The organism is Streptomyces sp. NPDC048442 (assembly GCF_040651475.1).
Taxonomy (GTDB): domain Bacteria; phylum Actinomycetota; class Actinomycetes; order Streptomycetales; family Streptomycetaceae; genus Streptomyces.
Genome location: NZ_JBEZKB010000018.1, coordinates 42,130 through 63,450, shown reverse-complemented (window position 1 = coordinate 63,450; position 21,321 = coordinate 42,130). Strand labels below are relative to the sequence as shown.

Sequence of the window (21,321 nt, the reverse complement as noted above, 5' to 3'; positions counted from 1 at the left end):
TCACTCCTTCGGCGAGAAGTTGATGAGAAGGGCGCGGTCGACAACGACGAGGGTCTCCCCGGACAGTGGGTTGACCATCTGTGCGATGTCCTCGGGGTCTGCGATCTTGCCCTGTACGAGAACTTCCCCGGTGTCCAGGTCCTCGTAAAGGGTCGGGCATTCTCCGACCTTGGAGTTGGTGCCGAGCATCCGTAGCCTGCGGGCCATGGCGTTCCCCTCTCGGTGGTGGGCCGCTCTGGCGGCGACTTGCCGCGAAGGTAGCGGGTGGATCGAGAATCACAACAGGGTCCGTACGTACGAGGGCGCCCGGTCCCTCACCATGAGGAACCGGGCGCCCGTGGTGCAGCCCTACGTGGTCGCGTCGAGCCGGCCGATCGCGGAGTCCAGCGGTGACGTCCGCGGGCCGACGGAGAGTTGCCGGGCGAGCGAGTACGTGTAATCCAGCGGCAGACCGCGCGGGTGCGCGTCCGCGATGCGACGTACGAGGCAGTGCAGGACCGGCCCGGGTTCCAGTGCCACATGTCGCTCGCTGCCGATCTCCACACGGGTTCCTTTCGTGGAGCCGTCGCATTGGGCCGTGACGTCAGGACGACCCGAGGCTTCCCGTACGGCGGCCGTGGACAGCATCCGCGCCGCGGTGTCCACGGCGCCCGTGCGTGCCTCGCACGCGGCCACCAGCGCGGCCAGTGCCTCGCGTGCTGCGACGTACTTCACTGCAATGGCGTCGAGGTGGTGCTCGTCGAGCAGCTGCTCAGCACCCGCGATGGCCTCGGCGCGCGTCCGGGCGGCGGCATCCGCGCGGGCCTGCTCGGCCTTGCGGTCCGCAGCCTCCTTCCGGAGCTGAGCGAAGCGGTGCAGTCCGTGCGCCTTGTCGATCTCCTCGGCGGTCACGGCCTCGTCTCCGGAGCGGACCCGCTCTTCCAGCCTGGCGAGCACCTGGCCGGCAGACGTCTCTTGTGTCGTGGTCACGGTCGTTCCCTTCGTTCTGCGCGGCGTCGCTGGACGATTGCTTCCACGGCTGCCTCGCTCTGTGCCCGCTCGTCGCGGCGTTCGTCTTCTGCTGCCTCACGCGCCTGCACACGGAGCTGTGCGGCTTCCCTGAGCGCGTCCTCGTTGGCCTCGGGGTCGTCGAGAGCTGCCGCGGCCTGCTTCACCTGTCGGGCGCGCAGGGCGAGACGATCCGACCGGCTGAGGTGCTGCGTCATGCGGCTGCGCTCCCTTCCGTGATCGGCTGGCGGCCCTGGCCGTGCGCGTCGCTCCGGGCGCGGGCATCGAGGGCCTGCCACTCCTCGGGGGACAGTCGCAGCGCGTCCACGAGGCCGGGAACACCCACTGCACGGTTCGGTACGGCCCCCGGCATCGACGTCATCAAATCCGCGGCCGTCGTACGGGCGCCGTCCTGGCCCACCAGAGCGGCGGCCAGCGCGATACCGAGGAGTTCCCCGGCGGGCGTCGCTACGGCGCGGCCCTGGTCGACGGCGAGCACGTTCACCGGCTCCGTGCTCTGTGCCATGAACCCGTACTGCCGGGACGGCCACGGATCGTCGGGGCTCCAGCCCAGTTCGCGGTTCAGGCTCGCGCCCTCGTGCGCCGCCTCACGGATCGTCGCCTCACGGGCGGCGGCGGCCTGGACGAGGGTCTGCACCGCGGTCATGACTGCCTTCACGGCGGTGATGAGCGGCTGTGTGGAGTCCTCCGCGACCAGGGCGCGGATGTTGTCTCCGGTCGCGGTCGCACGGGCGTCAAGGTCGGCGTCGACGGCCGCTGTGAGCTTCCGTTCCGCGGCCGTCACCCGCAGGTCGGCCATGTCGGCGAGTTCTCGTTGCGTGCTGATCTGCTCGGCGGTCACCGTCTCGTCGCCCGAGCGGACCTGCTCGGCCAGGGCGTCGACGAGGGCGCGGGCCTGCTGCGCTTCCGTGCGTGCGGTGTCGAGGGCGGCGCGGGCCGCGGCCGGCGTCACGCTGCCTGCTTGCGGGCGGTGCGGGCCATGTGCGCGCCGACCTGGTGGCGGCGGGCCTCAGGCAGGGCGAGCCATCCGGCGGTGCCGAACAGTGCGGCGTCCGCGTCGAGTCGCTCCTCGTACGCCTCTCGGTCGGGCCGGGCGGCCTCGTCGGCGGTCTGCTGCTGCTCGGTGAGGCGGGCGCCGATCGCGGCGTGCAGATCAGGGCGTCGGTGTTGGTCCTGCGATCCCATCGGGGGTACCTCCGTGGCGGTAGTGATCGAGGGCGGTGCGCTCGATGACCCATCCGCCCGTGATGCGGGTGGCAGGGATGCGGCCGGCGTGGCAGAGGCGGCGGACGTAGCTCGGGTGGCACCCGAGGAGTCCCGCGGCCTCGGCTACGCCGACGATCCGTGACCCGTGATCCACGTTGGCAGCACCGGGAGTTGGGGTGTCGGATGCGCTACCAGGTTCGGGAGCGGCCGGTGCGGGGCTCTGTGCGGCGCCGTGCAGGGCTCGCAGGAAGGTGCGGGCCTCGGGGGTCAACGCGCCCCCGTTCGCCCTCGTCTGGTCCGCGAGATACAACGCGGTGGCCGCGAACACGGTGGAGACGAGGCGGGCGGGGACGAGGACCGTACCGTCGTCCCGCACCTCGTCAAGCGTCGTCACCGGTGGCCCGCTCGTCGACCCTGGCCAGCAACGCCACCATGCGCGGGTTCCCCTGCCGTGCTCCCTTGCGCAGCACGCGGCGCAGCTTCTCCTCCTCGGCGGCCAGGCCTTTGCGGTGGCGCTCGCTCGTGCTCTCTGCGGCCTCGGCGTCGCGGGCCAGGCGCAGGAGGTGTTCCGTGGCCTCCCCGATGACCGCGGCGAGTTGCGGCATGAGGGCGGGGTCGTGGCGTACCGCCTCCTTGTGGAGGCGAGCAAGCGCACGGCGGAAGCGCATGTTCGCCGCGTCCAGCTCGGGACGTCCGGGGTAGGGCCGGCCACCCTTCGGGGTCGGGACGGCGGACGGGGTGGTGGTGTTCGGCATGTGGTTCTCCGTACATGTGCGGGGGTGTGTGCGCGTAGGGGCTGGAACCGGTCGCAGCGCCGTGCGTCAGCGGGTGTTGGTGGCGGCGCGGAACGTGTCCGGGAGGGAGCTGACGTGGCCGTTGAGGACGGGGCAGGTGTCGTCGTGCTCGATGTGTGCGTGCATGAGGCCGGTGTCGTCGTTGGTGATGAGGTCGACGACTTCGCCGTTGCAGTGACTACATCTGTAGTGACTGACCATTGCGGCGAGCAGTGCGGCCGGTCCGGCGACGAGATCGGTGTGGGTGGGCTGCTGGTTCATGGGGTGATTCCACTTCTCCCGTCCCACGCGTTGTCCCATGTCCCACCCCATAGGGGGGTGGGACGGGACGGGACTTCCCGGGGGCTGATGGGACTAGTTGGGAACGGCGGGAATTTGGCGGTTACGCAGACTCGCCAGAGGCGAACGGCAGGGCGTAGTTCGGACGCCCTTGAGTGCCGATGTTCCGGAGGGCACCACGGTTGACCAGGGATGTCAGCGCTCGATACACGGACGTCTTGGGAAGCTCAGTTACTTCGATCAAGGTCTTGGCGGTCGCGCTGGTTTTCCCAAACGATTCCCGCATGACGTCGAGGATCTTGGATTCAGTGCGGTTGGTGTCGCCGGCCGTGGGCGCCGAGGAGCGGCCGATCAGGACGATGGACTGACCGACCGGGGACATGCGGAGGAACACCGTCTCGAAGTCCTCGGCGTCCTTCTGCTTGTCGCTGTGCACCTCTACGTACTCGCCGTCTCGGGTGACCTTGACGATGGTTGTGGCTGCGCCTTCAAAGGCGCTGGCCCCACGCATGTCGAGCCCGTTCTTCCCTGAGTGGTGGACGAGGAGCACGCAGGCTCCGGACGCCTGCCGGATGTCATCCGCAGCCGAAACGACCTTGCTCATCTCGCCGTTGCTGTTCTCGTCTGCGCCCACCGTGACGCGGGCCTGTGTGTCGATGATGATGAGCGCGGGTTGCATCTCGGCGACCAGGGCGAGGAATGCGTGGCGGTCGGTGCCTTGGAGCAGCTGCACGGCGATAGGCAGGAAGGTGACGTTCTTCATCGGGACGCCGAACGCCTCTTCCCAACCCCGCACGCGCCTGCGCATGCCCGAGACTCCTTCCGCGACGAGGTAGAGCACCGGCCCGAGCGCTACCGATCGGTACTGCCAGGGGAGACCGCTGCCGATGCATCCGGCCCAGTCGAGAGCGACGAACGATTTCGCGGACGCGGGCTTCCCGTAGATCCAAGCGAGGCTGTCGCGGTAGAGGATTCCGTCGATGAGCGGTACAGGTTCGGGGATGCTGTCGAGCCCGTCGGAGTCGACCAGCGCGGCCCGGAGTTGAGCGAGGCGTACCTGTGTGGGGTTCTCGGACTCCTTCGTCTCCTCGGGGGGCTCCTCTGCTTCCTGGAGCGGCTCCGGGGCTTCCGTGAGCTCGGCGAGCGGGACGAGGTCGTCGTAGCCGTGGCCGGCCGCAAGATGGTCGGTGATGTCCTTCCCCGCGGCGGCCTGAACGATCCGGTGGGGGATGTTGCAGCCGAGGAGTGAGGCGGACACTCGGCGGGCATGCTTGACGCCCGCGTCGTCTCGGTCCGCGATAATGACGACTTCACCCACGCCTTGCAGCGAGGCACTGTAGGAATCGTTCCAGCCCATGCCCGTACCACCGGGCATAGTGGTGGCGACGACGCCGATCTTTGCGAGGTTGTCGACGTCCTTCTCCCCCTCGCACAGCACCACCGTCCCCGCGCTCTGTGCCTCTGCAAGGACCGCGGGCAGTTGGTAGAGGATGCGGCGTTCCCTCGGGAAGCCCTTGCTTCCGTCGGCCATGCGGGGCCGGAATGTCTTGGGGACGTACCGGTCGACGTAGTAGACGATCTCCCCGTTGGCGTCGGCGTACGGGTAGGACTTCACGACGGTGCCGATGCCGTTTGCCTTCCCGGTCGGCTCCTCGTCGAAGAGGTCGGACATGGTGAGCCCCAGGGCGGTGACGACGTCCAGCGGGTCGCACCCTGCATGACAGTTGAGAAGGACGCCGTTCTTGTCCTGGCGCTCCCCGAGGGACAGGGACGGGGCCCTGTCCTCGTGAGCGGGGCACTGGGATGAGCGTCCGCGCACATTGCACCCGTGGTGCTGGAGTGCGTCGGTGACGCGGTCGAGGGCTGTCACGTGTTGCGCTCCATCTTGCTTTTCGCGACGTCCTCGGCGGTGGCGAGAACATCGGTGATCCAGCGGCGGGCGGCGGCGCGTACGGCGTTGGCGCTCGGCTGCTCGGCCAGGCTGGCTCTGATCGATCCGAGGGTGAGTTCACGGCGGGCGCGCTCGCGGACGAGTTGCGCCCGGAGATCCTCGGGGGTGGGGATGGCTGGCCACTGGCCGGGGCGACGCCCGGAGGCCCCCGGCGCCGTGGTGGCGCCGGGGGCTCCGGGGCGGTGCACAGTCGTCACCGGGCGGCCTCGGCGTTGAGGGCCGCGAGGTGGTTCCGGAGAGCGCGCAGGCGGGGGATGAACCGTTCGAGATCCGCGATCAGTTGGTCAGCCCCGGCAACGTCGAGATCGTCACCGCACCCCTGCTCCGGGTAGACGCTGAGAACGCTGCCCGGGTGCTCGGCGTCGTCGCTCGTGAAGATCTCAGCCGAGATCAGCGCCCGAGACGATCCGGTGCAGGTGACCGTGTACGACTCGGCGGCGGGGTCCAGCGGGTAGTCGTCCTCGTCCGGCTCCGGGAGGGCGGGGCTTGCCTGCTGCGTCTTTCGGAGTTCGTCAGCAACGGCCTGCGCGACTTTCGCGGCCAGCTCCGGCGTGTACGCGGAGATCGTCGCCTGCATCGCCTGCGGCACGAGCGTCGGGAGAGCAGCCAGGATCGCGTTTAGGTTCCCGACGGGGGCCTCCACGGGCTTCCGGGCCTCGTCGCACTGGACGCGAAGGTGGAGTTGGTCACGGGCTTCGTCGCGGTTGATCTGGTTCGGGTCGTAGGCCATGCGGACCCTGTCGTCGAACTCGCGGTACATCATCGGTACGCCCTCGTCGAGGGTCGTCTCTTCGATGTGCGCGACCTTGCGGCCGGCGGGCGCGCGGTGCTCGCGGGGTGTCTCGTGGTCGGCGAGGAACGCGGCGACCACCGGGAACTGTGCGGCAACCGACTCGCGGACGGCCTCGTACTCAACGGCCGCGGTCGCGTCGGCAACGGAGGTGGTGCGGCGACGGAAGTAGCCGAGGGGAGTGTGGCCGTGGTCGGCGTCGGCCAGCTGCTCGCTGAGGAGCCGCTCAGGAACGGCGAGCGCGGTGGTGGTCTTGGTGGTGGTGGCCGTAGAGTTGGCCATGACGTTCTCCTTCGTGGAGACAAGGCCCTCGGGACAGATCGCTGCCAGGCGACCCGGGGGTCTCGTCGTTGTTGGGGGACGTTGGGCCCCTACCGCGCGGGTGCTGTAACACCTGCGGTCCGGTGGGGGCCGCTTTCACGCAGCTTCGAGAAGCCGGACAAGGGACGCGGTCACCACGCGCTTCCGGGCGCCGAACGCCAAGGTCCGTACGGGCGCCTCCCCGCGCTGGATGAGCGCGTACATCTGGCTTCGGGAGATCCCGAGCGCGAGCGCGGCGCGGCTGACGTCAACCGTGGCCGGCCAACTGCGCACCTCGGTGAGGGTGGGCGCGACCGCCGCGGCTCTCATCAGGTGGTTCACAGCACTCTCCGTTTCTGAGCGCGACACATGCCGCACAATCACGATTCCGTGTAACCGAATCGCTGTCTTGGAGAACGTACCGCAGTCCACTTGCTACGCGCTAGTCTGTGGTGCAGAATCCACAACATGGCGATTACGGAGTCTGGTCCGGCTGCTGCGCAGGTGGCTAAGAACATCGAGCTGATCCGCAAGGCGCGGCAGCTGAAGCAGAAGGACGTGTCGGATCGGCTCCGCGAAGCAGGCCGGCCGATGCTGCCAACCGTCGTCAGCAAGGTCGAGCGCGGAGAACGTCGCATCGACGTCGACGACCTAGTGGCCTTCGGCCGTGCGCTCGGTGTCCCGCCGGTTCTCCTGCTGTACCCGCTGGGGCAGGACGAAGAGGTTGAAGTCCTGAAAGGACAGCGCGTACCGACCGAGGCGGCGCTGAAGTGGTTCGTCGGAGAAGATCGCTTCCCTTCCGAACTCGTACCGGGCGGCGAAGTCGACGCGGCCACCGGGCTCCCCGAGTACTACGAGGTCCCCGAGGAGGGGTGGCGGGAGGGTGCCGCGCCCGTGCTGCTCTGGCGGCAGCACGCCGAATGGCTCAGCGAGTGGAGCGACGCCGTCTCAGTCGCGCGTCGGAAGGGTCTCTCCGAGGCGGACGAGCGCGCCGAACGCGCTCGGCTGCAAGGCCAGGCTGAGGACTCTTTGAAGCAACTACGGGACGTTATGCGCATGCACGGGCTGAAGCCGCCGCGGCTGCCCAGGGAACTTGCGCACCTGGAGATGTCCCCGGGCCAGTAGGGCGCCGGGAGCTACTGAAGGACAGGGGGAGGTATGGCCGATCCCATCAAGAAGATCGCACTCAAGGGCGGAAAGGTCCGTTACAGGTTCGTCGTCGACGTCGGCACGGACCCGGCAACGGGCAAGCGCAAGCAGCTCACCGTCACGAAGGACTCCAAGAAGGACGCGGTCGCGGAGTACGGCCGCATCCAGCACCAGAAGTCCACGGGGACCTACGTGGCGCGATCAAACGCCACGGTCACCGACCTCGTCGACATGTGGCTGAAGGCTGCGACGCGCGACGTCGAGCGGGCCACCAAACGCAGCTACGAGGACGCGATGCGGTACGTCCGCACGCACCTCGGAGAGAAGCGGTTGCAGCAACTCACCGAGGACGACGTGGAGTCGCTCATCGACTGGATGCTGACCAGCGCGCGCCGCATCGGAGGAACACCCGGTACCGGGGTCGGCGTACGCACGGTGAGCCTCACCCTCGGGCGCCTGCGGGCCGCGCTCAACCTCGCGATCCGGCGGGGCCTGGTAGCCCGGAACGTGGCGGAACACGTCACCATCCCGCGGGCCGCCCGCGTCGCAGCGAAGGCGAAGGCGAAGGCCCGCGTCCCGTGGAACGAGGACGAGGTGAAGGTGTTCCTCGGGCACGTCGCCGGGGACCGGCTCAACGGCGTGATGCTCCTGTCCCTGATCGGCCTGCGGCCGGCGGAAGTCTGCGGACTGCGCTGGCGGGACGTCGACTTGGACGCGGGAACGGTCTCGGTCGAGACCACCCGCACCCTCGTGGAGGGGGATGTCGTCGAGAAGGAGGCGAAGAGCGAATCAGGGGAACGGAAGCTGCCGTTGCCCGCGGTCGTCCTCGTCGCGCTGAAGACGTTCCACCGGACGCAGGCGAAGGAGAAGTTGGCGGCCGGGGACGGGTACGACGCTTCCGGTCGCGTGGTCGTCGACGAGCTGGGCGGCGCGGTCAAGACTGACTGGCTGCGGCGCCGGGCGTACAAACTCATGGAGGCGGCCGGGGTCCGGAAGGTGCGCCTGTACGACGCGCGCCACGCGTGCTTGTCGTGGATGGCCAACAACGGCGTGCCCGACACAGTGGTGTCGGCGTGGGCCGGTCACTCGGACCTCGGCTTCACGAAGAGGATCTACGTGCACCCTGATCCGCAGTCCCTGAAGGCTGGTTCCGACAAGCTGAACAAGCTGCTCGGCTAGCAAGATCAAACAACGAATGTGAGATGTTGTGAGACATCCGCTCCGCGAGCACGACAAAGGCCCCGATCCGCCTTAGCGTCTCAGGGCCTCTGACCTGGTCTTTAACCAGTCTTTCTCTGTGCACTCGGCAGGATTCGAACCTGCAACCTTCTGATCCGTAGTCAGATGCTCTATCCGTTAAGCTACGAGTGCTTGTCGCTGTGCTTCCGGGCCGTTTTCCGCCCCGTCGGCGTTGCAAGAAGAACATTACATGACCTGCGCCGTCATGCGAAATCCATTGCGTGCACCCGGCCCCACCTGCGTAAACACCCCAAGAACCACCCCTGGGAGCGACCCCGGAAACGGCCGAAGCCCCGGTCCTGGTGGACCGGGGCTTCGATGTGCTGGCGGAGGCGGAGGGATTTGAACCCTCGATGGGCTTTAAGACCCAAACCGCATTAGCAGTGCGGCGCCATAGACCGGACTAGGCGACGCCTCCAGCACGACCCACGTACGCCATCGCCTGCGCGATCGCGAGTAGGTGCGTTGCAGATGATGGCACAGCATTGCGCGGTGTCACCAATCGCACCCCACGGTACTAGGCGACCGGGCGCCAGGGCAAAGCACTTCCGCACCCGAACCGAAGATCCACTCCGGGGCGGGCAGAGATCCACTCCGCGCCCGCCGAAGATCCGCTCCGTGGAGCGTGAAGGTCTGCTTCGTGGGCAGGCACAGCCCCACAGCAGCTCCCTCTCTCATCCGCCGTCACGCCCGTAGTCCCAGCCTTTAGACTCCTTCCAGTGACAACACGCGGACCCAGGGGAAAAATTGGGGCTGCCGGAGAGTCGCCGACCGGGCGGGATCGCCTGGGCAAGGTGCAGTAATCAGGGAGGAACCGTCGTTGTGAGCAGCAGGCCATCCCGAGGCGCTGCTCGCCTCGCCGCGATACTCGACGCGCTTCCGGACGGGCTGTTGCTCGTCAATTGCAACGGAACCGTCGTCAACGCCAACACCATCGCCCTGGAGACCTTCGAGACCCCGGGCACCGCACTCGTCGGTCGTGGGCTGCTCGATCTGCTGCCGCAGTTCGACTCCAAGCTGATCCCCGGCTCTATGCGCCGTCCCGACAACGCCGACGCCCAGGGGCGGACCAGGCCGACCCGGATGATCGCGCGGCGCACCGACGGGAGCGAGTTCCCCGTCGAGGTGACCAGCGCGAACCTGGCGGACGGGCGGGACGCCTTCTCCATGGACCGGCCGGCCGGTTCCACTTCGCTGACCGGGGACGAGCTGTTGATGCTCGTCGTACGGGACCTGTCGGGCACCGTCGACACCGAGGCCGAGCTGGCCCGTTCGCAGCGGCAGACCGAGATGATCCTGCGCGCCGCGTCCGAGGGCGTGGTGGGCACCGACAACGACGGTCGGATCGTCCTCGCCAACCCGGCCGCCGCGCAGATACTGGGATTCCGGGCCAGCGACCTGGGCGGCAAGGAGCTGCACGCGCTCGCCGTGCACTCGCGGGCCGACGGGACGCCGTTCCCGTACGAGGAGTCGCCGCTCGCCGACACCCTGAAGTCCGGGCGCAAGCACCGGGTGCGGGGGCAGGTGCTGTGGGCGAAGAACGGCAAGCAGGTGCCGGTCGACCTCACGACCGCACCCGTGCGCGACGGGGAACAGCTGGTGGGCGCGGTGATGACGTTCACCGACCGTCGGCCGTACGAGGAGCAGATCGCCCAGCACGCCGAGGAGCTGGACCGGCAGATCGCCCAGCACGCCGAGGAGATCGCCCGGCACACCGAGGAGCTGGCCGCGACGCGTGAGCGGTACGACGCGGAGGTCGCGCTCGGCCGGGAAAGGGCCGAGGAACTGGCCGGGCAGCACGCCCAGTTGAGCGCCGTCCTGGGCGGCTCGCTGCGCGGTCCGCTGGAGGAGCTGCGCGGCGAACTCGGCACGCTGGCCGCCGACCCGGCGGGACAGCTGTGGCCCGAGGCCAACCAGGTGCTGCACCACCTGGCCGCCGGGTACGCGCGGATGACGACCCTCGTCGACAACGTGCTGGGCTTCCAGCGGCTGGTCGCCGGGACCGAGCCGCTGGTCAAGACGAACGTGCTGGTGGACGGGGTCGTCGCGGCGGCCGTCGAGGGTGCGGTCGAGCTGATCGGGCCGGGGCGCGTCCAGTTCGCCGTGCACGCGCCTGCGATCGAGGCCGAGGTGGACGGCGGGCGGCTGGCGACGGCCCTCGCGCACCTGGTGGCCGACGTGGCGGGGGTGGACTCCACCGGCAAGGCTCCGGCCGCCGCGGCGGGCGGGGGTTACGTCGACTCGACGATCGTGGTGGCGGCCGCGCAGCGCGGCGAGGTCGTGCGCTTCGAGGTGCGCGGGCCGTACGCGGGCGGCGACCCGGTGCACGAGCCGATCGTGCGCGGCATCGTCGCGGCGCACGGCGGGGTGCTGCAGACGCACGAGGTGCCGGGCATGAGCGGCAGCGCGTACGTACTGGAGGTGCCGTTGGGCGACGGCTCGGGGGCTTCGGCTCCTGTCGCCCAGGACGCTGCCCAGGATCCCGCCCCTGACCCTGACCCTGCCCCGGCCTCCGCTGCGAGCGCCGGTGACGCCGGGAACGGTCCTGGCGCGACGGCCGCGGTACCCGCCCAGCAGGGCGGCGGAAGGCGGGCCAGGCGCTCCTCGACCGACGCGTTCCTCAACGCGGACGGGGGCGCGGGCCGCACCGGCGAGAACGCCGGGGAGAGCGGCGCGGGGGCGGAGACCGCCGCCCCGCAGGCCGCCCCGAGCGGGCGGCGGCGCGCTCGGCGCGGGCCGGCCGACGAGAACCAGCAGCAGGAATTGATTCCGGCACAGAACACGGGCGAGGGATCCGGCGGCGCAGGTGGCGGCGGTACGGGCCGCAGGCGCGGGCGGCCGAGCCCGGCCGAGGGACCGGGGAACGACGGCGGAAATCCGTCGGCGCCGACCGGTGACGCCAGTACGAGCGCAGGTACGGGCGCGGGCGCGGGGGCGGGCACGAGCGCAGCCGCCGCCGGTGATGCCGGTGGCGGTCAGGCCGGTGGCGGTCAGGCTCTGGCGCTGCCCGCGCCCGCGAAGCCGTCCGACGGCCCGGCCGAGGGTTCCGTGGTGACGGCCGGGGAGGGCGCGGCCGGGCGTGCGGCGCTGGGGGCAGCCGTGCCTCCGCAGGGAGTTCCGCAGGGCCAGGGCATTCCTGCGCAGAACCAGGGCGTTCCCCCGCAGGGAGTTCCCGCGCAGGCCCCGGCGGGCCGCCGTGACGGCGGTGCGATGGCCGCGCTGCCGCCCGCGAGCTCTGACGCGGGCCAAGCCGGTCAAGCGGGCCAGAAGGGCCAAGAGGGCCAGGCCGGTGTCACGTACGGCCGGCGGCCGCCGGGTGCCGAGGCCTCCGCCATGCCCGGCGCCGGAAGTGCGCCCGTGGGCCCCGGCAACGGCCCCGCGAACAGCGGTGATCCGGCCGTCGACGACACCTCCGGGCACGGCCAGGTGTTCGCCTCCGCGGGCGCCGTGCAGAGCCAGGGGCAGTCGCAGATTCAGTCACAGGGCCAGCCCCACGTGCAGTCGCAGGGGCACCCGCAGGGCCAGACCCCGAGCCAGGGCGGGGGCCAGGCCGGTGCGGGCGCCGGCAACGGCGCCTCCGGCGGCCGTCGGGCCCGGCGGGCACTGGCCACCGCTCCGGCCGCCGAGGCGGAGAGCCCGCGCAGCCCGTTCGCGCTGCCGCCCGCCGAGGCGGACCGTACTCCCGGCCGCACCGGCGACGTACCGGCCCAGGTGTCCAACGAGCAGGCGGCGCACGGCGGCTGGCCCACGCCCAGCGCCCAGGTCGCCAACCCGGAGCCGCAGTCCCAGCCGCTTCCGCAGCCGCTGCCCCAGGCCCAGCCGCACACCCCGGCCCAGCCACTGCCGTTGCCACTGCCGCAGCCCTCCGAGTCCACGCACTCGACCCAGGGGCGCGCCTTCAGCGTGCGTACGCTCGGACAGGGCATGCCGTTCGCGCAGCAGATCGCACAGCAGCAGAACCAGACGCTGGGCTCCGGCCGCCGTCGCAGGCTGTCCACTCCCTCGGAGGCGGAACGCCCGGCGGCGGCAGCGCTCGCGCCCTCGGCCGAACCCGCCGCCCGTCCGCACCCGCAGAGCGGCCCCCAGAGCGGCCCCCGGACGGGCGAGCACACAGGTGCGTACGAAAGCGGCACCGGCACCACGCCCACGGGCGCCCCGCCCACCGGTGTCACGTCCACCGGTCCTGACGCCCCGCAGCTCATCCCGACGGCGTCCGAGGGGCGTGCGTACGCCATAGAGGCGCCCGACGAGGGCAGCGAGGGCCCCGAGCCGCTGGACGGTCCCGGCGGTGCCGTCGAGGTCGCCAACCGACCTGTTCCGCGGCCCGTGGACGACGAGCTGCCCCCGGAGCCGCTGGACAACCCGCGCAGGCTGCTGGTGTGGCCCGCGCCGGACGCCTCCACGGAGCAGGCGCTCAGCGACCGGGGCTACCGGCCGGTGATCGTGCACTCCCGCGACGAGGTCGACGCGCAGATCGCCGCGTTCCCTGCGGCCCTGTTCGTGGACCCCCTGACCGGGCCGATCACCCGTACCGCGCTCCAGTCACTGCGTCAGGCGGCCGTCGCCGCCGAGGTCCCGGTGCTGGTCACGGCCGGTCTGGGGCAAGCGACCCGGGAGGCGGCGTACGGCGCGGACCCGGCCGTCCTCCTCAAGGCGCTCGCCCCGCGCGACAGCGAGCAGCACCCGCCGCGGGTCCTGCTGATCGAGGAGCACGAGGAGATCGCGCTCGCGCTGACCGCCACCCTGGAGCGGCGCGGCATGCAGGTAGCGCGCGCGGCGACCGACACCGAGGCGGTCAACCTCGCCACCCAGATGCGGCCGAACCTGGTCGTCATGGATCTGATGCTGGTGCGCCGCCGCCGGGCGGGCATCGTCGACTGGCTGCGCGCCAACGGGCAGTTGAACCGCACCCCGCTGGTCGTCTACACCTCGGCCGGGCTCGACCAGGCGCAGCTGCCCCGGCTGTCCTCGGGCGAGACGGTCCTCTTCCTCGCGGAGCGCTCCACGAGCAACGAGGTGCAGGGCCGGATCGTGGACCTGCTGGCGAAGATCGGCACCAACTGACATACGGGTGCGGGTGTTTCACGTGAAACATCTACGGGCCGGGGTCGTGTTTCACGTGAAACACGACCCCGGCCCGTACTCGCCCTACACCTGCGTGATGTGCGGCTACAGCTGCGTGACTACAGCTGCGTGACGTCCAGCTCGCCGTCCGCGTAGCTCTTGCGGATCACCTTCTTGTCGAACTTGCCGACGCTCGTCTTCGGCACCGCCGGAACCTTCGCCCAGCGCTCCGGCAGCTGCCACTTGGCCACACTCTGCGCGAGGAAGTCACGCAGGTCGGCGTACGAGGCGGTGGCGCCCTCCTTGAGGACGACGGTGGCCAGCGGGCGCTCTCCCCACCTGTCGTCCGGGACGGCCACGACCGCCGCCTCGGCGACCTCGGGGTGGGCCATCAGCGCGTTCTCCAGATCCACGCTGGAGATCCACTCGCCGCCGGACTTGATGACGTCCTTGGCCCGGTCGGTGAGGGTCAGATAGCCGTCCGCGCTGATCACGCCGACGTCGCCGGTCTTCAGCCAGCCGTCCGCGCTGAACTTGTCCTCGGGGCGGAAGTCCTCGCCGCCCGCGCCGCCGTAGTACGCGCCGCCGATCCACGGGCCGCGTACCTCCAGCTCACCGGCCGACTTGCCGTCCCACGGCAGTGCCTCGCCTGCCAGGCCGCTCAGTCGGGCCTCGACGCTCGCCGGGAGTCGGCCCTGTGTGACGCGGTACGGCCACTCCTGCTCGGCGGTGAGTCCGGCCGGCGGGTGCGCCATCGTGCCGAGCGGCGAGGTCTCCGTCATGCCCCAGGCGTGGCAGAGCCGGACGCCCAGCCGGTCGTACGCCTCCATGAGGGCCGGCGGACAGGCCGCACCGCCGATGGTGACCTCCCTCATCGAGGTGAGGTCGCGCGGGTTGGCGGTGACCTCGGCGAGCAGGCCCTGCCAGATGGTGGGGACGGCGGCCGCGTGCGTGGGGCGCTCGCGCTCGATCATCTCGGCGAGCGGCGCGGGCTGCAGGAAGCGGTCGGGCATCAGCATGTTGATGCCCGTCATGAAGGTGGCGTGCGGCAGGCCCCAGGCGTTCACATGGAACTGCGGGACCACGACCAGGGTGGTGTCCTTGTCGGTCAGCCCCATCGACTCGGCCATGTTGACCTGCATGGAGTGCAGGTAGATGGAGCGGTGGGAGTACGCGACGCCCTTGGGATCGCCGGTGGTGCCGGAGGTGTAACAGAGGGCGGCGGCGGAACGCTCGTCGATGTCCGGCCAGTCGAAGGTCGTCGGGCGGTCCGCGATCAGCTCCTCGTACTCGTGGACGCGCGGTGTGCAGCCGTCGAGCAGCGACCGGTCGCCGGGGCCCGCCACGACCACGTGCTCGATGGTCGGCAGGTGCGGGAGGAGCGGGGCGAGGAGCGGGAGGAGGCTGCCGTTGGCGATGACCACGCGGTCGGCGGCGTGGTTGACGATCCAGATCAGTTGCTCGGCCGGAAGTCGCAGGTTGAGGGTGTGGAGCACAGCGCCCATGGAGGGGATCGCGAAGTACGCCTCGACGTGGGCCGAGTTGTTCCACATGAGAGTGGCGATCCGCTGGTCGCCGACGACTCCGAGCTCGTCGCGCAGGGCGTTCGCCAGGCGGGTGGCGCGCTCACCGATCTCCGCGAAACTGCGGCGCTCCGGCTCCGCCTCCCCCGTCCAGGTCGTGACCTGCGACTTTCCATGGATGGTCATCCCGTGCTTCAGGATGCGGGTCACGGTCAGCGATACGTCCTGCATGGTGCTGAGCACGGCGTCCTCCCGGTGGGCGCGCGATATGGCGGCACGTGGCACTGCATGCCTGAGTGGCGGCAGTGCGTGTCTGGGCCGATTCTGCGCGCGTACCCGGCGGTATGTCACTACCTGGGGGTAACCAAAAAGCAGGTAAAAGACGAGACGTCTTGGCCGGTCAGCGAATCGAGGTCAGCGGACCGGGGCCAGCGGGTCGGCGTCAGCGGACCGGCGTCAGCTCCGGGTCTTCGCGCAGCTTGCCCAGCGCACGGGAGACCGCGCTCTTGACCGTACCGACGGAGACACCGAGGACCTCGGCGGTCTGCACCTCGCTCAGGTCCTCGTAATACCTGAGGACGACCATGGCGCGCTGCCGGTCCGGGAGCTTCATGACCGCGCGCCACATCGCGTCGTGCAGCACCTGCTGCTCGGCGGGGTCCGGGGCCGGCGCCGTGGAGCTGGCGCTCGGCTCGGGCAGCTCCTCGCAGGCGAACTCGTCGACCTTGCGCTTGCGCCACTGCGAGGTGCGGGTGTTGACCAGCGCCCGGCGCACGTAGCCGTCCAGCGCCCGATGGTCCTCGATGCGCTCCCAGGCGACGTACGTCTTGGTCAGCGCGGTCTGCAGCAGGTCCTCGGCGTCGCACGGGTTCGCGGTCAGCGAGCGCGCGGTGCGCAGCAGGACGGGCCCGCGGGCGCGGACGTAGCTGGCGAACGACGGGTATCCGGTGAAGGAAGAGGCGTGCCCGGTACGTCCGGGGTTCACGGCGTGCCCGGCGCGCCCGGTGGCGGCCTTGGATGCGCTGGTGCAGACAGGCGTGGTCATGTGTTCCACGCTATGAGCGGGGACCGCTCCGGGGATCGGCCCCAGGTCCCGAAGACATGTCCGCCTCAGGTTGTAGGGGTGGGGCAGGCCCCACCTCCTGAAGGTGGAGGGGGGCCGGGGGAATGTCAGGGTCGGGCACGGGGCCACGGTCCGGCGCGCGGCGTCCCCGCACGGGTGGGGGATCACTCCCAGGTGCGGGCCACCAGCGCGTCGACCCGGTTGCGGTCGATGTTCAGGCGGTGACCGCCCCGCGTCTCCTTGACGTTGCCCGCGTACTGGTGGATGCGGCGGTGCGGCGCCCAGGCACGGGGGCTCAGGAAGGGCTCTCCCGTGACCGACGGCTTCTTCCCCCAGCGGGCGAACCAGACGACCGTCGGCAGGTCCTCGATCCCCTTCTTCCTGGCCTGTTCCAGGTCGCGGATGCCGGAGTCTGCGCTGCTGTAGTAGCCGGGGAAGTAGCGGTGCTTGCGCAGCTCGCGGTTCCAGGCGCGGACGAAGCTCAGGGTGCGCTCGGCGCAGCCGCGGTTGCCTGTGTCGTACGCCTCCATGTCGAGGTAGAGCGTGCTGCCGGGGATCATGCCGTGCCACCTGGCCCGGTTCACCGCGTCCCGCGCCTCGGCGGCGCCCTGCCGCCACGGGTCGCGGCCGATGGGGTACTGGAGCTTGTGGGTCACGTGCACGCAGGGCGCCTGGGAGCCGACGTAGATCGGGAGCAGGAACCAGCCCATCCGGTCGACCGACTTGATCCACTGCTTGTTGAGGTTCTTCTGCCGGGGGCAGCCGCGCGCCCGGCCGCCGAAGTAGACCCCGACGGCCCGGTACGGGGAGGCCCCGCGCCAGGCCCTCATGGTGGCCAGGGAGGGGGCTTCGCAGGTGTCGAAGGCCCAGCCGCTGAAGCGCACGGGCCTGCCGGAGTACGCCTTCGCCCCGCCCGGCCGCACAGGACCGGACCGCACGGGACCGGACCGTGCGGTGCCGACCTGTGCGGCGCCGGACTTTCCGGCACCCGGGTGGGCCGCCGCCGTTCCCGGCGCGGGCAGCGCCAGCGACACGAGGAGGGCGAACAGCGCCCCCGTGAGGCCGATCAGCCGCGCGGGAGCCCATTTTCGTACGTACGTAGAGCCAATGAATCGGTACATAAGGTGAGCTAACGGTCATTCAGCGGTCGAGTCCACGACTCACGCCGGACCGGTCAGCAATCAGCACCCAGGATCAACCCGGATGTGGGAACCCCGGTGCCCGCCGTCACCAGCGTCCTGGCCGCACCCGGCACCTGGTTCACCGAGGTGCCGCGCACCTGCCGGACGGCCTCCGCGATCCCGTTCATCCCGTGCAGGTACGCCTCGCCGAGCTGCCCCCCGTGCGTATTGAGCGGCAGCGCGTCCGCCGCCACGAAGCCGGCCGCCTCGCCCGGCTCGCAGAACCCGAACTCCTCCAGCTGCATCAGCACGAACGGCGTGAAGTGGTCGTAGAGGATCCCCACGTCGATGTCGGACGGCGCGAGCCCGGACGTCTGCCACAACTGCCGCGCCACGACACCCATTTCCGGCAGCCCGGCCAGCGTGTCCCGGTAGAAGCTGGTCATCTGCTCCTGCCCGCGCCCGGCGCCCTGAGCTGCGGCGACGATCACCGCGGGCGGCTTCGCGAGGTCCCGGGCCCGCTCGGCGGAGGTCACCACGACCGCCTGACCGCCGTCGGTCTCCTGGCAGCAGTCGAGCAGCCGCAGCGGCTCCACGATCCACCGCGAGGCGGCGTGGTCGGCGAGCGTGATCGGCTTCTCGTAGAAGTACGCGGCGGGATTGCGCGCCGCATGCCGCCGGTCGGTGACGGCGACGTGCCCGAACGCCTCCGGGGTCAGCCCGTACGTGTGCAGATAGCGCTGTGCCGCCATCGCCACCCACGACGCGGGCGTGAGCAGCCCGAACGGCAGCGCCCAGCCGAGCGCCGCCCCCTCCGCCGACGGCTCCCGCCGCTGCACCCCGGAACCGAACCGCCGCCCCGAACGTTCATTGAATGCCCGGTAACAGACAACGACTTCGGCCACCCCGGACGCCACCGCCAGCGCCGCCTGCTGCACGGTGGCGCAGGCCGCACCGCCGCCGTAGTGGATCCGCGAGAAGAAGGACAGCTCGCCGATCCCGGCCGCCTGGGCGACGGTGATCTCGGGGCTGGTGTCCATGGTGAAGGTGACCATGCCGTCGACGTCGGCGGGGGTGAGCCCGGCGTCGTCGAGGGCCGCGTGCACCGCCTCGACGGCCAGCTTCAGCTCGCTGCGCCCGGAGTCCTTGGAGAACTCCGTCGCCCCGATCCCGGCGATGGCCGCCTTCCCTCCGAGGCTGTCGGCCCTGCGGATGCTCATACGGCCCCCTCGCGGCCGGAGGACGCGGCAGCCCCGGAAGACGAGGCGGGCCCGGAGGACGAGGCGGGGCCGGAGGACGAGGCCGGCCCGACCCTCACCGTGCCGGTGACATGGTGGCCGATGCCGTTGGTGCCGACGACACGGATCTCCGCCGTGCCCGTGGCCTCGTCCGCCTCCGTGACCGTGCCCCGCAACACCATCGTGTCTCCCGGGTAGTTCGGCGCGCCCAGCCGTATCCGTACCGCGCGCAGCCGCACTTCCGGGCCGAGGCTGTCCGTCACGTACCTCCCCACCAGGCCGTTCGTCGTCAGGATGTTCATGAAGATGTCCGGTGACCCCTTCTCCCGTGCGGCCTCGGCGTCGTGGTGCACGTCCTGGTAGTCGCGGGAGGCGACGGCCCCGGCCACGATCAGGGTGCGGGTCACCGCTATCTCCAGCGGTGGCAGTTCCTCACCGGCCTTCATGCCTCGATCCCCTCCTCCATCAGCAGGTCACCCAGCTCTTCCAGCACTTGGCCGCCGCTTCCCAGATACGCGTCGAGCTGCCGCCCCCACAGGAAGTGCCGGTGCACCGGGTACTCCACATCGGCCCCCACGCCGCCGTGCAGATGCTGTCCCGCGTGCACCACCCGCCGGCCCGCCTCCGACGCCCACCAGGCGGCGGTGAGCGCATGCGACGCGTGCGGCAAGGCCTGGTCGTACCGCCAGGCCGCCTCGTAGGCGGTGACCCGGATCGCCTCGGTGTCCATGTGCGCGTCGGCGGCCCGCAGCTGGACCCCCTGCTTCGTGGACAGCGGCCGCCCGAACTGCTCGCGCTCCGAGGTGTACGCCACGGCCCGCGCCACCGATCCCGCGCACACCCCGGCCTGCAGCCCGGCGAAGGCAATCCGCGCCGCACCCCTGATCTGCTCGTACGCCTCCGGGCCCGGCCCGCCCAGCCGTTCGCCCCGCGCCCCGCTCAGCGTGAGCCGCCCCGCCGACCACGGCGCGGTGGTCTCGACCGGGTCAACGGCGACCCCCGCACTCCCCGTCCGTACGATCCACAGCGCCCGGTCCGCGTCCGGCACCACCACATGGGTGGCATCCCGCAGCCACGGCACCACCGGAACGGTCCCGGAGAGCACGGTCCCGGAAAGCACCTGCCCCGGGAGCCCGGTCCCGGAAAGCGCCGGCCCGCGGAGCGCACTCCCGTGCGAGTCTTCTCCCGCCGACGCCCGGACGGGGCCCGGTCCGGTGGCCGAAAAGGCACCTACGGCCACCATGGAGCCGTTTCGCAGGCCAGGACCCATCGCTTCCTGCTGTTCTTCCGTCCCGTACGCACTCAACGCGAGCAGTCCGCAGACAGCCGTGGCCGCGAACGGCACCTGGGCGGTGGTGCGCCCCTGCTCCTCCAGCAGCAGCACCAGGCCCAGCAGACCGATCTCCTCGACGGCTTCGAGCAGTCCCGCCCCGCACAACCGCTTCCACAGTTCGGCGTCCGTGCCCGTCCCGGCCGCCGTCAGCCGCTCGTGCGTCGACAGATCGCCGAAGATCCGCGCCGCCAGGTCCCGCGCGGCCTGCTGTTCCTCAGTCGGTGTGAAGTCCATCCGCCCCACCCCCGTCCGCAACCGCCCGGAACGCCGGAAGCTCCAACTCCGGGTCGAAGCGCCGGAATTCCGCCCGCACCCGCATCCCGATCCGCACCTCGCCGGGCGCCACCCCGACCACATTGCTGATCATCCGCACACCCTCCGCCAGCTCGACGAGCGCCACCGCATAGGGAGGGTCGAAGGCCGGGAACGCCGGATGGTGCATCACCACGTACGAGAAGACCGTCCCCTCCCCGCTTGCCGCGACCGTGTCCCACCGTGCGCAGCCGCACGCATTGCACCCCGGCAGCCACGGGAAGCGCAGCGTCCCGCACTCCTCGCACCGCTGGATCAGCAGCCGGTGCGCGGAAACCCCCTCCCAGAAACCGGCGTTGTCCCTGTTGATCACCGGCCGGGGCCGCAGCACGGGCCCCGCCCCTTCCGCAGGCTTCTCCGAATCCTGTTCCTGCTTCTCCGGCTTCTCCGGCTTCTCCTGCTTCTTGCGGGCGGGCGCGTACTTGAGGATCCGGAAGCGGTGCGTCCCCGCCAGCTCCCCGGCCCCGTACACATCCATCCGCGTCGTGACGAAATACCCGCTGCCCAGCTTCGTCGTCTTCCGCTCCGACACCGACTCGATGACCGCGTCGAAGGTGACGCGGTCCCCCGGTCGCAGGTCCCGTACGTACTCCTGCTCGCAGTCGGTCGCCACCACCGAGGTGCAGCCCGCGCCGTCGAGCAGCGCGAACAGCCCCTCGTACGCCGATGAACGGCCGGTGTGCCCGGACAACCCGCCCATCGTCCAGGCCTGGAGCATCGTCGGCGGAGCTATCGCCTCCGGCCCCGCGTACGCCGGGTTGCCGTCCCCTGTCGCCTCGCACCAGTGCCTGATCATCGGCTCGTTGACCAGGTCCTTGCCCACACCCGAGGTGGCCGCCGCCTGCCCCTCGTACTCCTTCAAACGCGCAAGCAATCCGTCGAGTTCCCCGCTCCCGGACTGCTCCCTCACCTCCCCCATCGCCTCCCCCTTCACCTCCCCCATCGCCTCCT

At 70.7% G+C, this 21,321-nt stretch carries 22 protein-coding genes and 2 tRNA genes; 3 read left to right on the top strand and 21 right to left on the bottom strand.

The features are described from left to right. The 12 genes from AB0D18_RS25210 to AB0D18_RS25155 form a co-directional block, all read right to left on the bottom strand. A complete protein-coding gene (locus AB0D18_RS25210) occupies positions 1-207 on the bottom strand; it encodes a hypothetical protein (protein ID WP_362422710.1) in 207 nt (68 codons plus the stop codon). Between the two features lie 141 nt (positions 208-348). Next, positions 349-969, bottom strand: coding sequence for a hypothetical protein (locus AB0D18_RS25205; RefSeq protein ID WP_362422708.1), 621 nt, complete (start codon positions 967-969; stop codon positions 349-351). Further along, positions 966-1,205: a hypothetical protein gene (locus tag AB0D18_RS25200; protein WP_362422705.1), complete on the bottom strand. Its 240-nt coding sequence runs from the start codon at positions 1,203-1,205 to the stop codon at positions 966-968. The genes AB0D18_RS25205 and AB0D18_RS25200 overlap by 4 nt, the downstream gene beginning before the upstream one ends. After that, a complete protein-coding gene (locus AB0D18_RS25195) occupies positions 1,202-1,960 on the bottom strand; it encodes a hypothetical protein (protein ID WP_362422702.1) in 759 nt (252 codons plus the stop codon). The genes AB0D18_RS25200 and AB0D18_RS25195 overlap by 4 nt, the downstream gene beginning before the upstream one ends. Further along, complete coding sequence (locus AB0D18_RS25190) at positions 1,957-2,193, bottom strand: hypothetical protein (protein ID WP_362422699.1); 237 nt, start codon at positions 2,191-2,193, stop codon at positions 1,957-1,959. Before AB0D18_RS25190 ends, AB0D18_RS25195 begins: the two co-directional genes overlap by 4 nt. Continuing rightward, a complete protein-coding gene (locus AB0D18_RS25185) occupies positions 2,162-2,608 on the bottom strand; it encodes a helix-turn-helix domain-containing protein (protein WP_362422696.1) in 447 nt (148 codons plus the stop codon). Before AB0D18_RS25185 ends, AB0D18_RS25190 begins: the two co-directional genes overlap by 32 nt. Next, positions 2,595-2,969 (bottom strand): hypothetical protein, encoded by a 375-nt coding sequence (locus tag AB0D18_RS25180; protein WP_362422693.1) that lies wholly within the window; start codon positions 2,967-2,969, stop codon positions 2,595-2,597. Before AB0D18_RS25180 ends, AB0D18_RS25185 begins: the two co-directional genes overlap by 14 nt. A gap of 66 nt (positions 2,970-3,035) precedes the next feature. Beyond that, complete coding sequence (locus AB0D18_RS25175; RefSeq protein WP_362422690.1) at positions 3,036-3,269, bottom strand: hypothetical protein; 234 nt, start codon at positions 3,267-3,269, stop codon at positions 3,036-3,038. Positions 3,270-3,390: 121 nt separating this feature from the next. Then, positions 3,391-5,157, bottom strand: a complete 1,767-nt coding sequence (locus tag AB0D18_RS25170; RefSeq protein ID WP_362422687.1) for an AAA family ATPase — start codon at positions 5,155-5,157, stop codon at positions 3,391-3,393. Next, the gene (locus tag AB0D18_RS25165; RefSeq protein WP_362422685.1) at positions 5,154-5,435 is read right to left on the bottom strand and encodes a hypothetical protein; all 282 of its coding nucleotides are present in this window, start codon (positions 5,433-5,435) and stop codon (positions 5,154-5,156) included. The genes AB0D18_RS25170 and AB0D18_RS25165 overlap by 4 nt, the downstream gene beginning before the upstream one ends. Then, positions 5,432-6,310 carry a hypothetical protein gene (locus AB0D18_RS25160; protein WP_362422682.1) on the bottom strand — a complete coding sequence of 293 codons (879 nt, stop codon included), beginning with the start codon at positions 6,308-6,310 and terminating at the stop codon, positions 5,432-5,434. The genes AB0D18_RS25165 and AB0D18_RS25160 overlap by 4 nt, the downstream gene beginning before the upstream one ends. A gap of 135 nt (positions 6,311-6,445) precedes the next feature. Further along, a complete protein-coding gene (locus tag AB0D18_RS25155) occupies positions 6,446-6,670 on the bottom strand; it encodes a DNA-binding protein (RefSeq protein ID WP_362422679.1) in 225 nt (74 codons plus the stop codon). Positions 6,671-6,796: 126 nt separating this feature from the next. Between AB0D18_RS25155 and AB0D18_RS25150 the strand changes: the two genes are divergently transcribed. Both AB0D18_RS25150 and AB0D18_RS25145 read left to right on the top strand, forming a co-directional pair. Next, a complete protein-coding gene (locus AB0D18_RS25150; RefSeq protein ID WP_362422676.1) occupies positions 6,797-7,453 on the top strand; it encodes a helix-turn-helix transcriptional regulator in 657 nt (218 codons plus the stop codon). Between the two features lie 33 nt (positions 7,454-7,486). Further along, complete coding sequence (locus tag AB0D18_RS25145; RefSeq protein WP_362422673.1) at positions 7,487-8,656, top strand: site-specific integrase; 1,170 nt, start codon at positions 7,487-7,489, stop codon at positions 8,654-8,656. 119 nt (positions 8,657-8,775) lie between these two features. Here AB0D18_RS25145 and AB0D18_RS25140 read toward each other — a convergent pair. Together AB0D18_RS25140 and AB0D18_RS25135 are read right to left on the bottom strand one after the other, a co-directional pair. Then, positions 8,776-8,848 (bottom strand) — tRNA-Arg (locus AB0D18_RS25140). Between the two features lie 192 nt (positions 8,849-9,040). Next, a tRNA-Ser gene (locus tag AB0D18_RS25135) sits at positions 9,041-9,134 on the bottom strand. A gap of 404 nt (positions 9,135-9,538) precedes the next feature. Here AB0D18_RS25135 and AB0D18_RS25130 point away from each other — a divergent pair. Continuing rightward, positions 9,539-13,780: a PAS domain-containing protein gene (locus AB0D18_RS25130; protein ID WP_362422670.1), complete on the top strand. Its 4,242-nt coding sequence runs from the start codon at positions 9,539-9,541 to the stop codon at positions 13,778-13,780. Positions 13,781-13,899: 119 nt separating this feature from the next. On the opposite strand, the gene AB0D18_RS25125 is transcribed toward AB0D18_RS25130, so the two are convergent. From AB0D18_RS25125 to AB0D18_RS25095, 7 genes are all read right to left on the bottom strand, one after another. Continuing rightward, positions 13,900-15,546 (bottom strand): long-chain fatty acid--CoA ligase, encoded by a 1,647-nt coding sequence (locus AB0D18_RS25125; protein ID WP_362422667.1) that lies wholly within the window; start codon positions 15,544-15,546, stop codon positions 13,900-13,902. Between the two features lie 199 nt (positions 15,547-15,745). Then, the gene (locus AB0D18_RS25120) at positions 15,746-16,348 is read right to left on the bottom strand and encodes a SigE family RNA polymerase sigma factor (RefSeq protein ID WP_362422664.1); all 603 of its coding nucleotides are present in this window, start codon (positions 16,346-16,348) and stop codon (positions 15,746-15,748) included. A 182-nt stretch (positions 16,349-16,530) separates the two neighbouring features. Next, entirely contained in the window at positions 16,531-17,487 is a 957-nt protein-coding gene (locus AB0D18_RS25115) for a DUF1906 domain-containing protein (protein ID WP_362422661.1), read from the bottom strand. A 53-nt stretch (positions 17,488-17,540) separates the two neighbouring features. Then, positions 17,541-18,707, bottom strand: coding sequence for a lipid-transfer protein (locus AB0D18_RS25110; RefSeq protein WP_362422658.1), 1,167 nt, complete (start codon positions 18,705-18,707; stop codon positions 17,541-17,543). Then, positions 18,704-19,171 (bottom strand): MaoC/PaaZ C-terminal domain-containing protein, encoded by a 468-nt coding sequence (locus AB0D18_RS25105; protein WP_362422655.1) that lies wholly within the window; start codon positions 19,169-19,171, stop codon positions 18,704-18,706. Before AB0D18_RS25105 ends, AB0D18_RS25110 begins: the two co-directional genes overlap by 4 nt. Further along, on the bottom strand, positions 19,168-20,292 hold the full coding sequence (locus tag AB0D18_RS25100) for an acyl-CoA dehydrogenase family protein (RefSeq protein ID WP_362422652.1): 1,125 nt from the start codon (positions 20,290-20,292) through the stop codon (positions 19,168-19,170). Before AB0D18_RS25100 ends, AB0D18_RS25105 begins: the two co-directional genes overlap by 4 nt. Beyond that, the gene (locus AB0D18_RS25095) at positions 20,273-21,289 is read right to left on the bottom strand and encodes a bifunctional MaoC family dehydratase N-terminal/OB-fold nucleic acid binding domain-containing protein (protein ID WP_362423039.1); all 1,017 of its coding nucleotides are present in this window, start codon (positions 21,287-21,289) and stop codon (positions 20,273-20,275) included. The genes AB0D18_RS25100 and AB0D18_RS25095 overlap by 20 nt, the downstream gene beginning before the upstream one ends. Positions 21,290-21,321: the final 32 nt, after the last annotated feature.

Bases quoted from the DNA above. Each gene is read 5' to 3' on its own strand.
- AB0D18_RS25210 (WP_362422710.1), bottom strand. From the start codon at position 207: ATGGCCCGCAGGCTACGGATGCTCGGCACCAACTCCAAGGTCGGAGAA.
- AB0D18_RS25200 (WP_362422705.1), bottom strand. From the start codon at position 1,205: ATGACGCAGCACCTCAGCCGGTCGGATCGTCTCGCCCTGCGCGCCCGA.
- AB0D18_RS25190 (WP_362422699.1), bottom strand. From the start codon at position 2,193: ATGGGATCGCAGGACCAACACCGACGCCCTGATCTGCACGCCGCGATC.
- AB0D18_RS25180 (WP_362422693.1), bottom strand. From the start codon at position 2,969: ATGCCGAACACCACCACCCCGTCCGCCGTCCCGACCCCGAAGGGTGGC.
- AB0D18_RS25175 (WP_362422690.1), bottom strand. From the start codon at position 3,269: ATGAACCAGCAGCCCACCCACACCGATCTCGTCGCCGGACCGGCCGCA.
- AB0D18_RS25160 (WP_362422682.1), bottom strand. From the start codon at position 6,310: ATGGCCAACTCTACGGCCACCACCACCAAGACCACCACCGCGCTCGCC.
- AB0D18_RS25150 (WP_362422676.1), top strand. From the start codon at position 6,797: ATGGCGATTACGGAGTCTGGTCCGGCTGCTGCGCAGGTGGCTAAGAAC.
- AB0D18_RS25145 (WP_362422673.1), top strand. From the start codon at position 7,487: ATGGCCGATCCCATCAAGAAGATCGCACTCAAGGGCGGAAAGGTCCGT.
- AB0D18_RS25120 (WP_362422664.1), bottom strand. From the start codon at position 16,348: ATGACCACGCCTGTCTGCACCAGCGCATCCAAGGCCGCCACCGGGCGC.
- AB0D18_RS25115 (WP_362422661.1), bottom strand. From the start codon at position 17,487: ATGTACCGATTCATTGGCTCTACGTACGTACGAAAATGGGCTCCCGCG.
- AB0D18_RS25110 (WP_362422658.1), bottom strand. From the start codon at position 18,707: ATGAGCATCCGCAGGGCCGACAGCCTCGGAGGGAAGGCGGCCATCGCC.
- AB0D18_RS25105 (WP_362422655.1), bottom strand. From the start codon at position 19,171: ATGAAGGCCGGTGAGGAACTGCCACCGCTGGAGATAGCGGTGACCCGC.
- AB0D18_RS25100 (WP_362422652.1), bottom strand. From the start codon at position 20,292: ATGGACTTCACACCGACTGAGGAACAGCAGGCCGCGCGGGACCTGGCG.
- AB0D18_RS25095 (WP_362423039.1), bottom strand. From the start codon at position 21,289: ATGGGGGAGGTGAGGGAGCAGTCCGGGAGCGGGGAACTCGACGGATTG.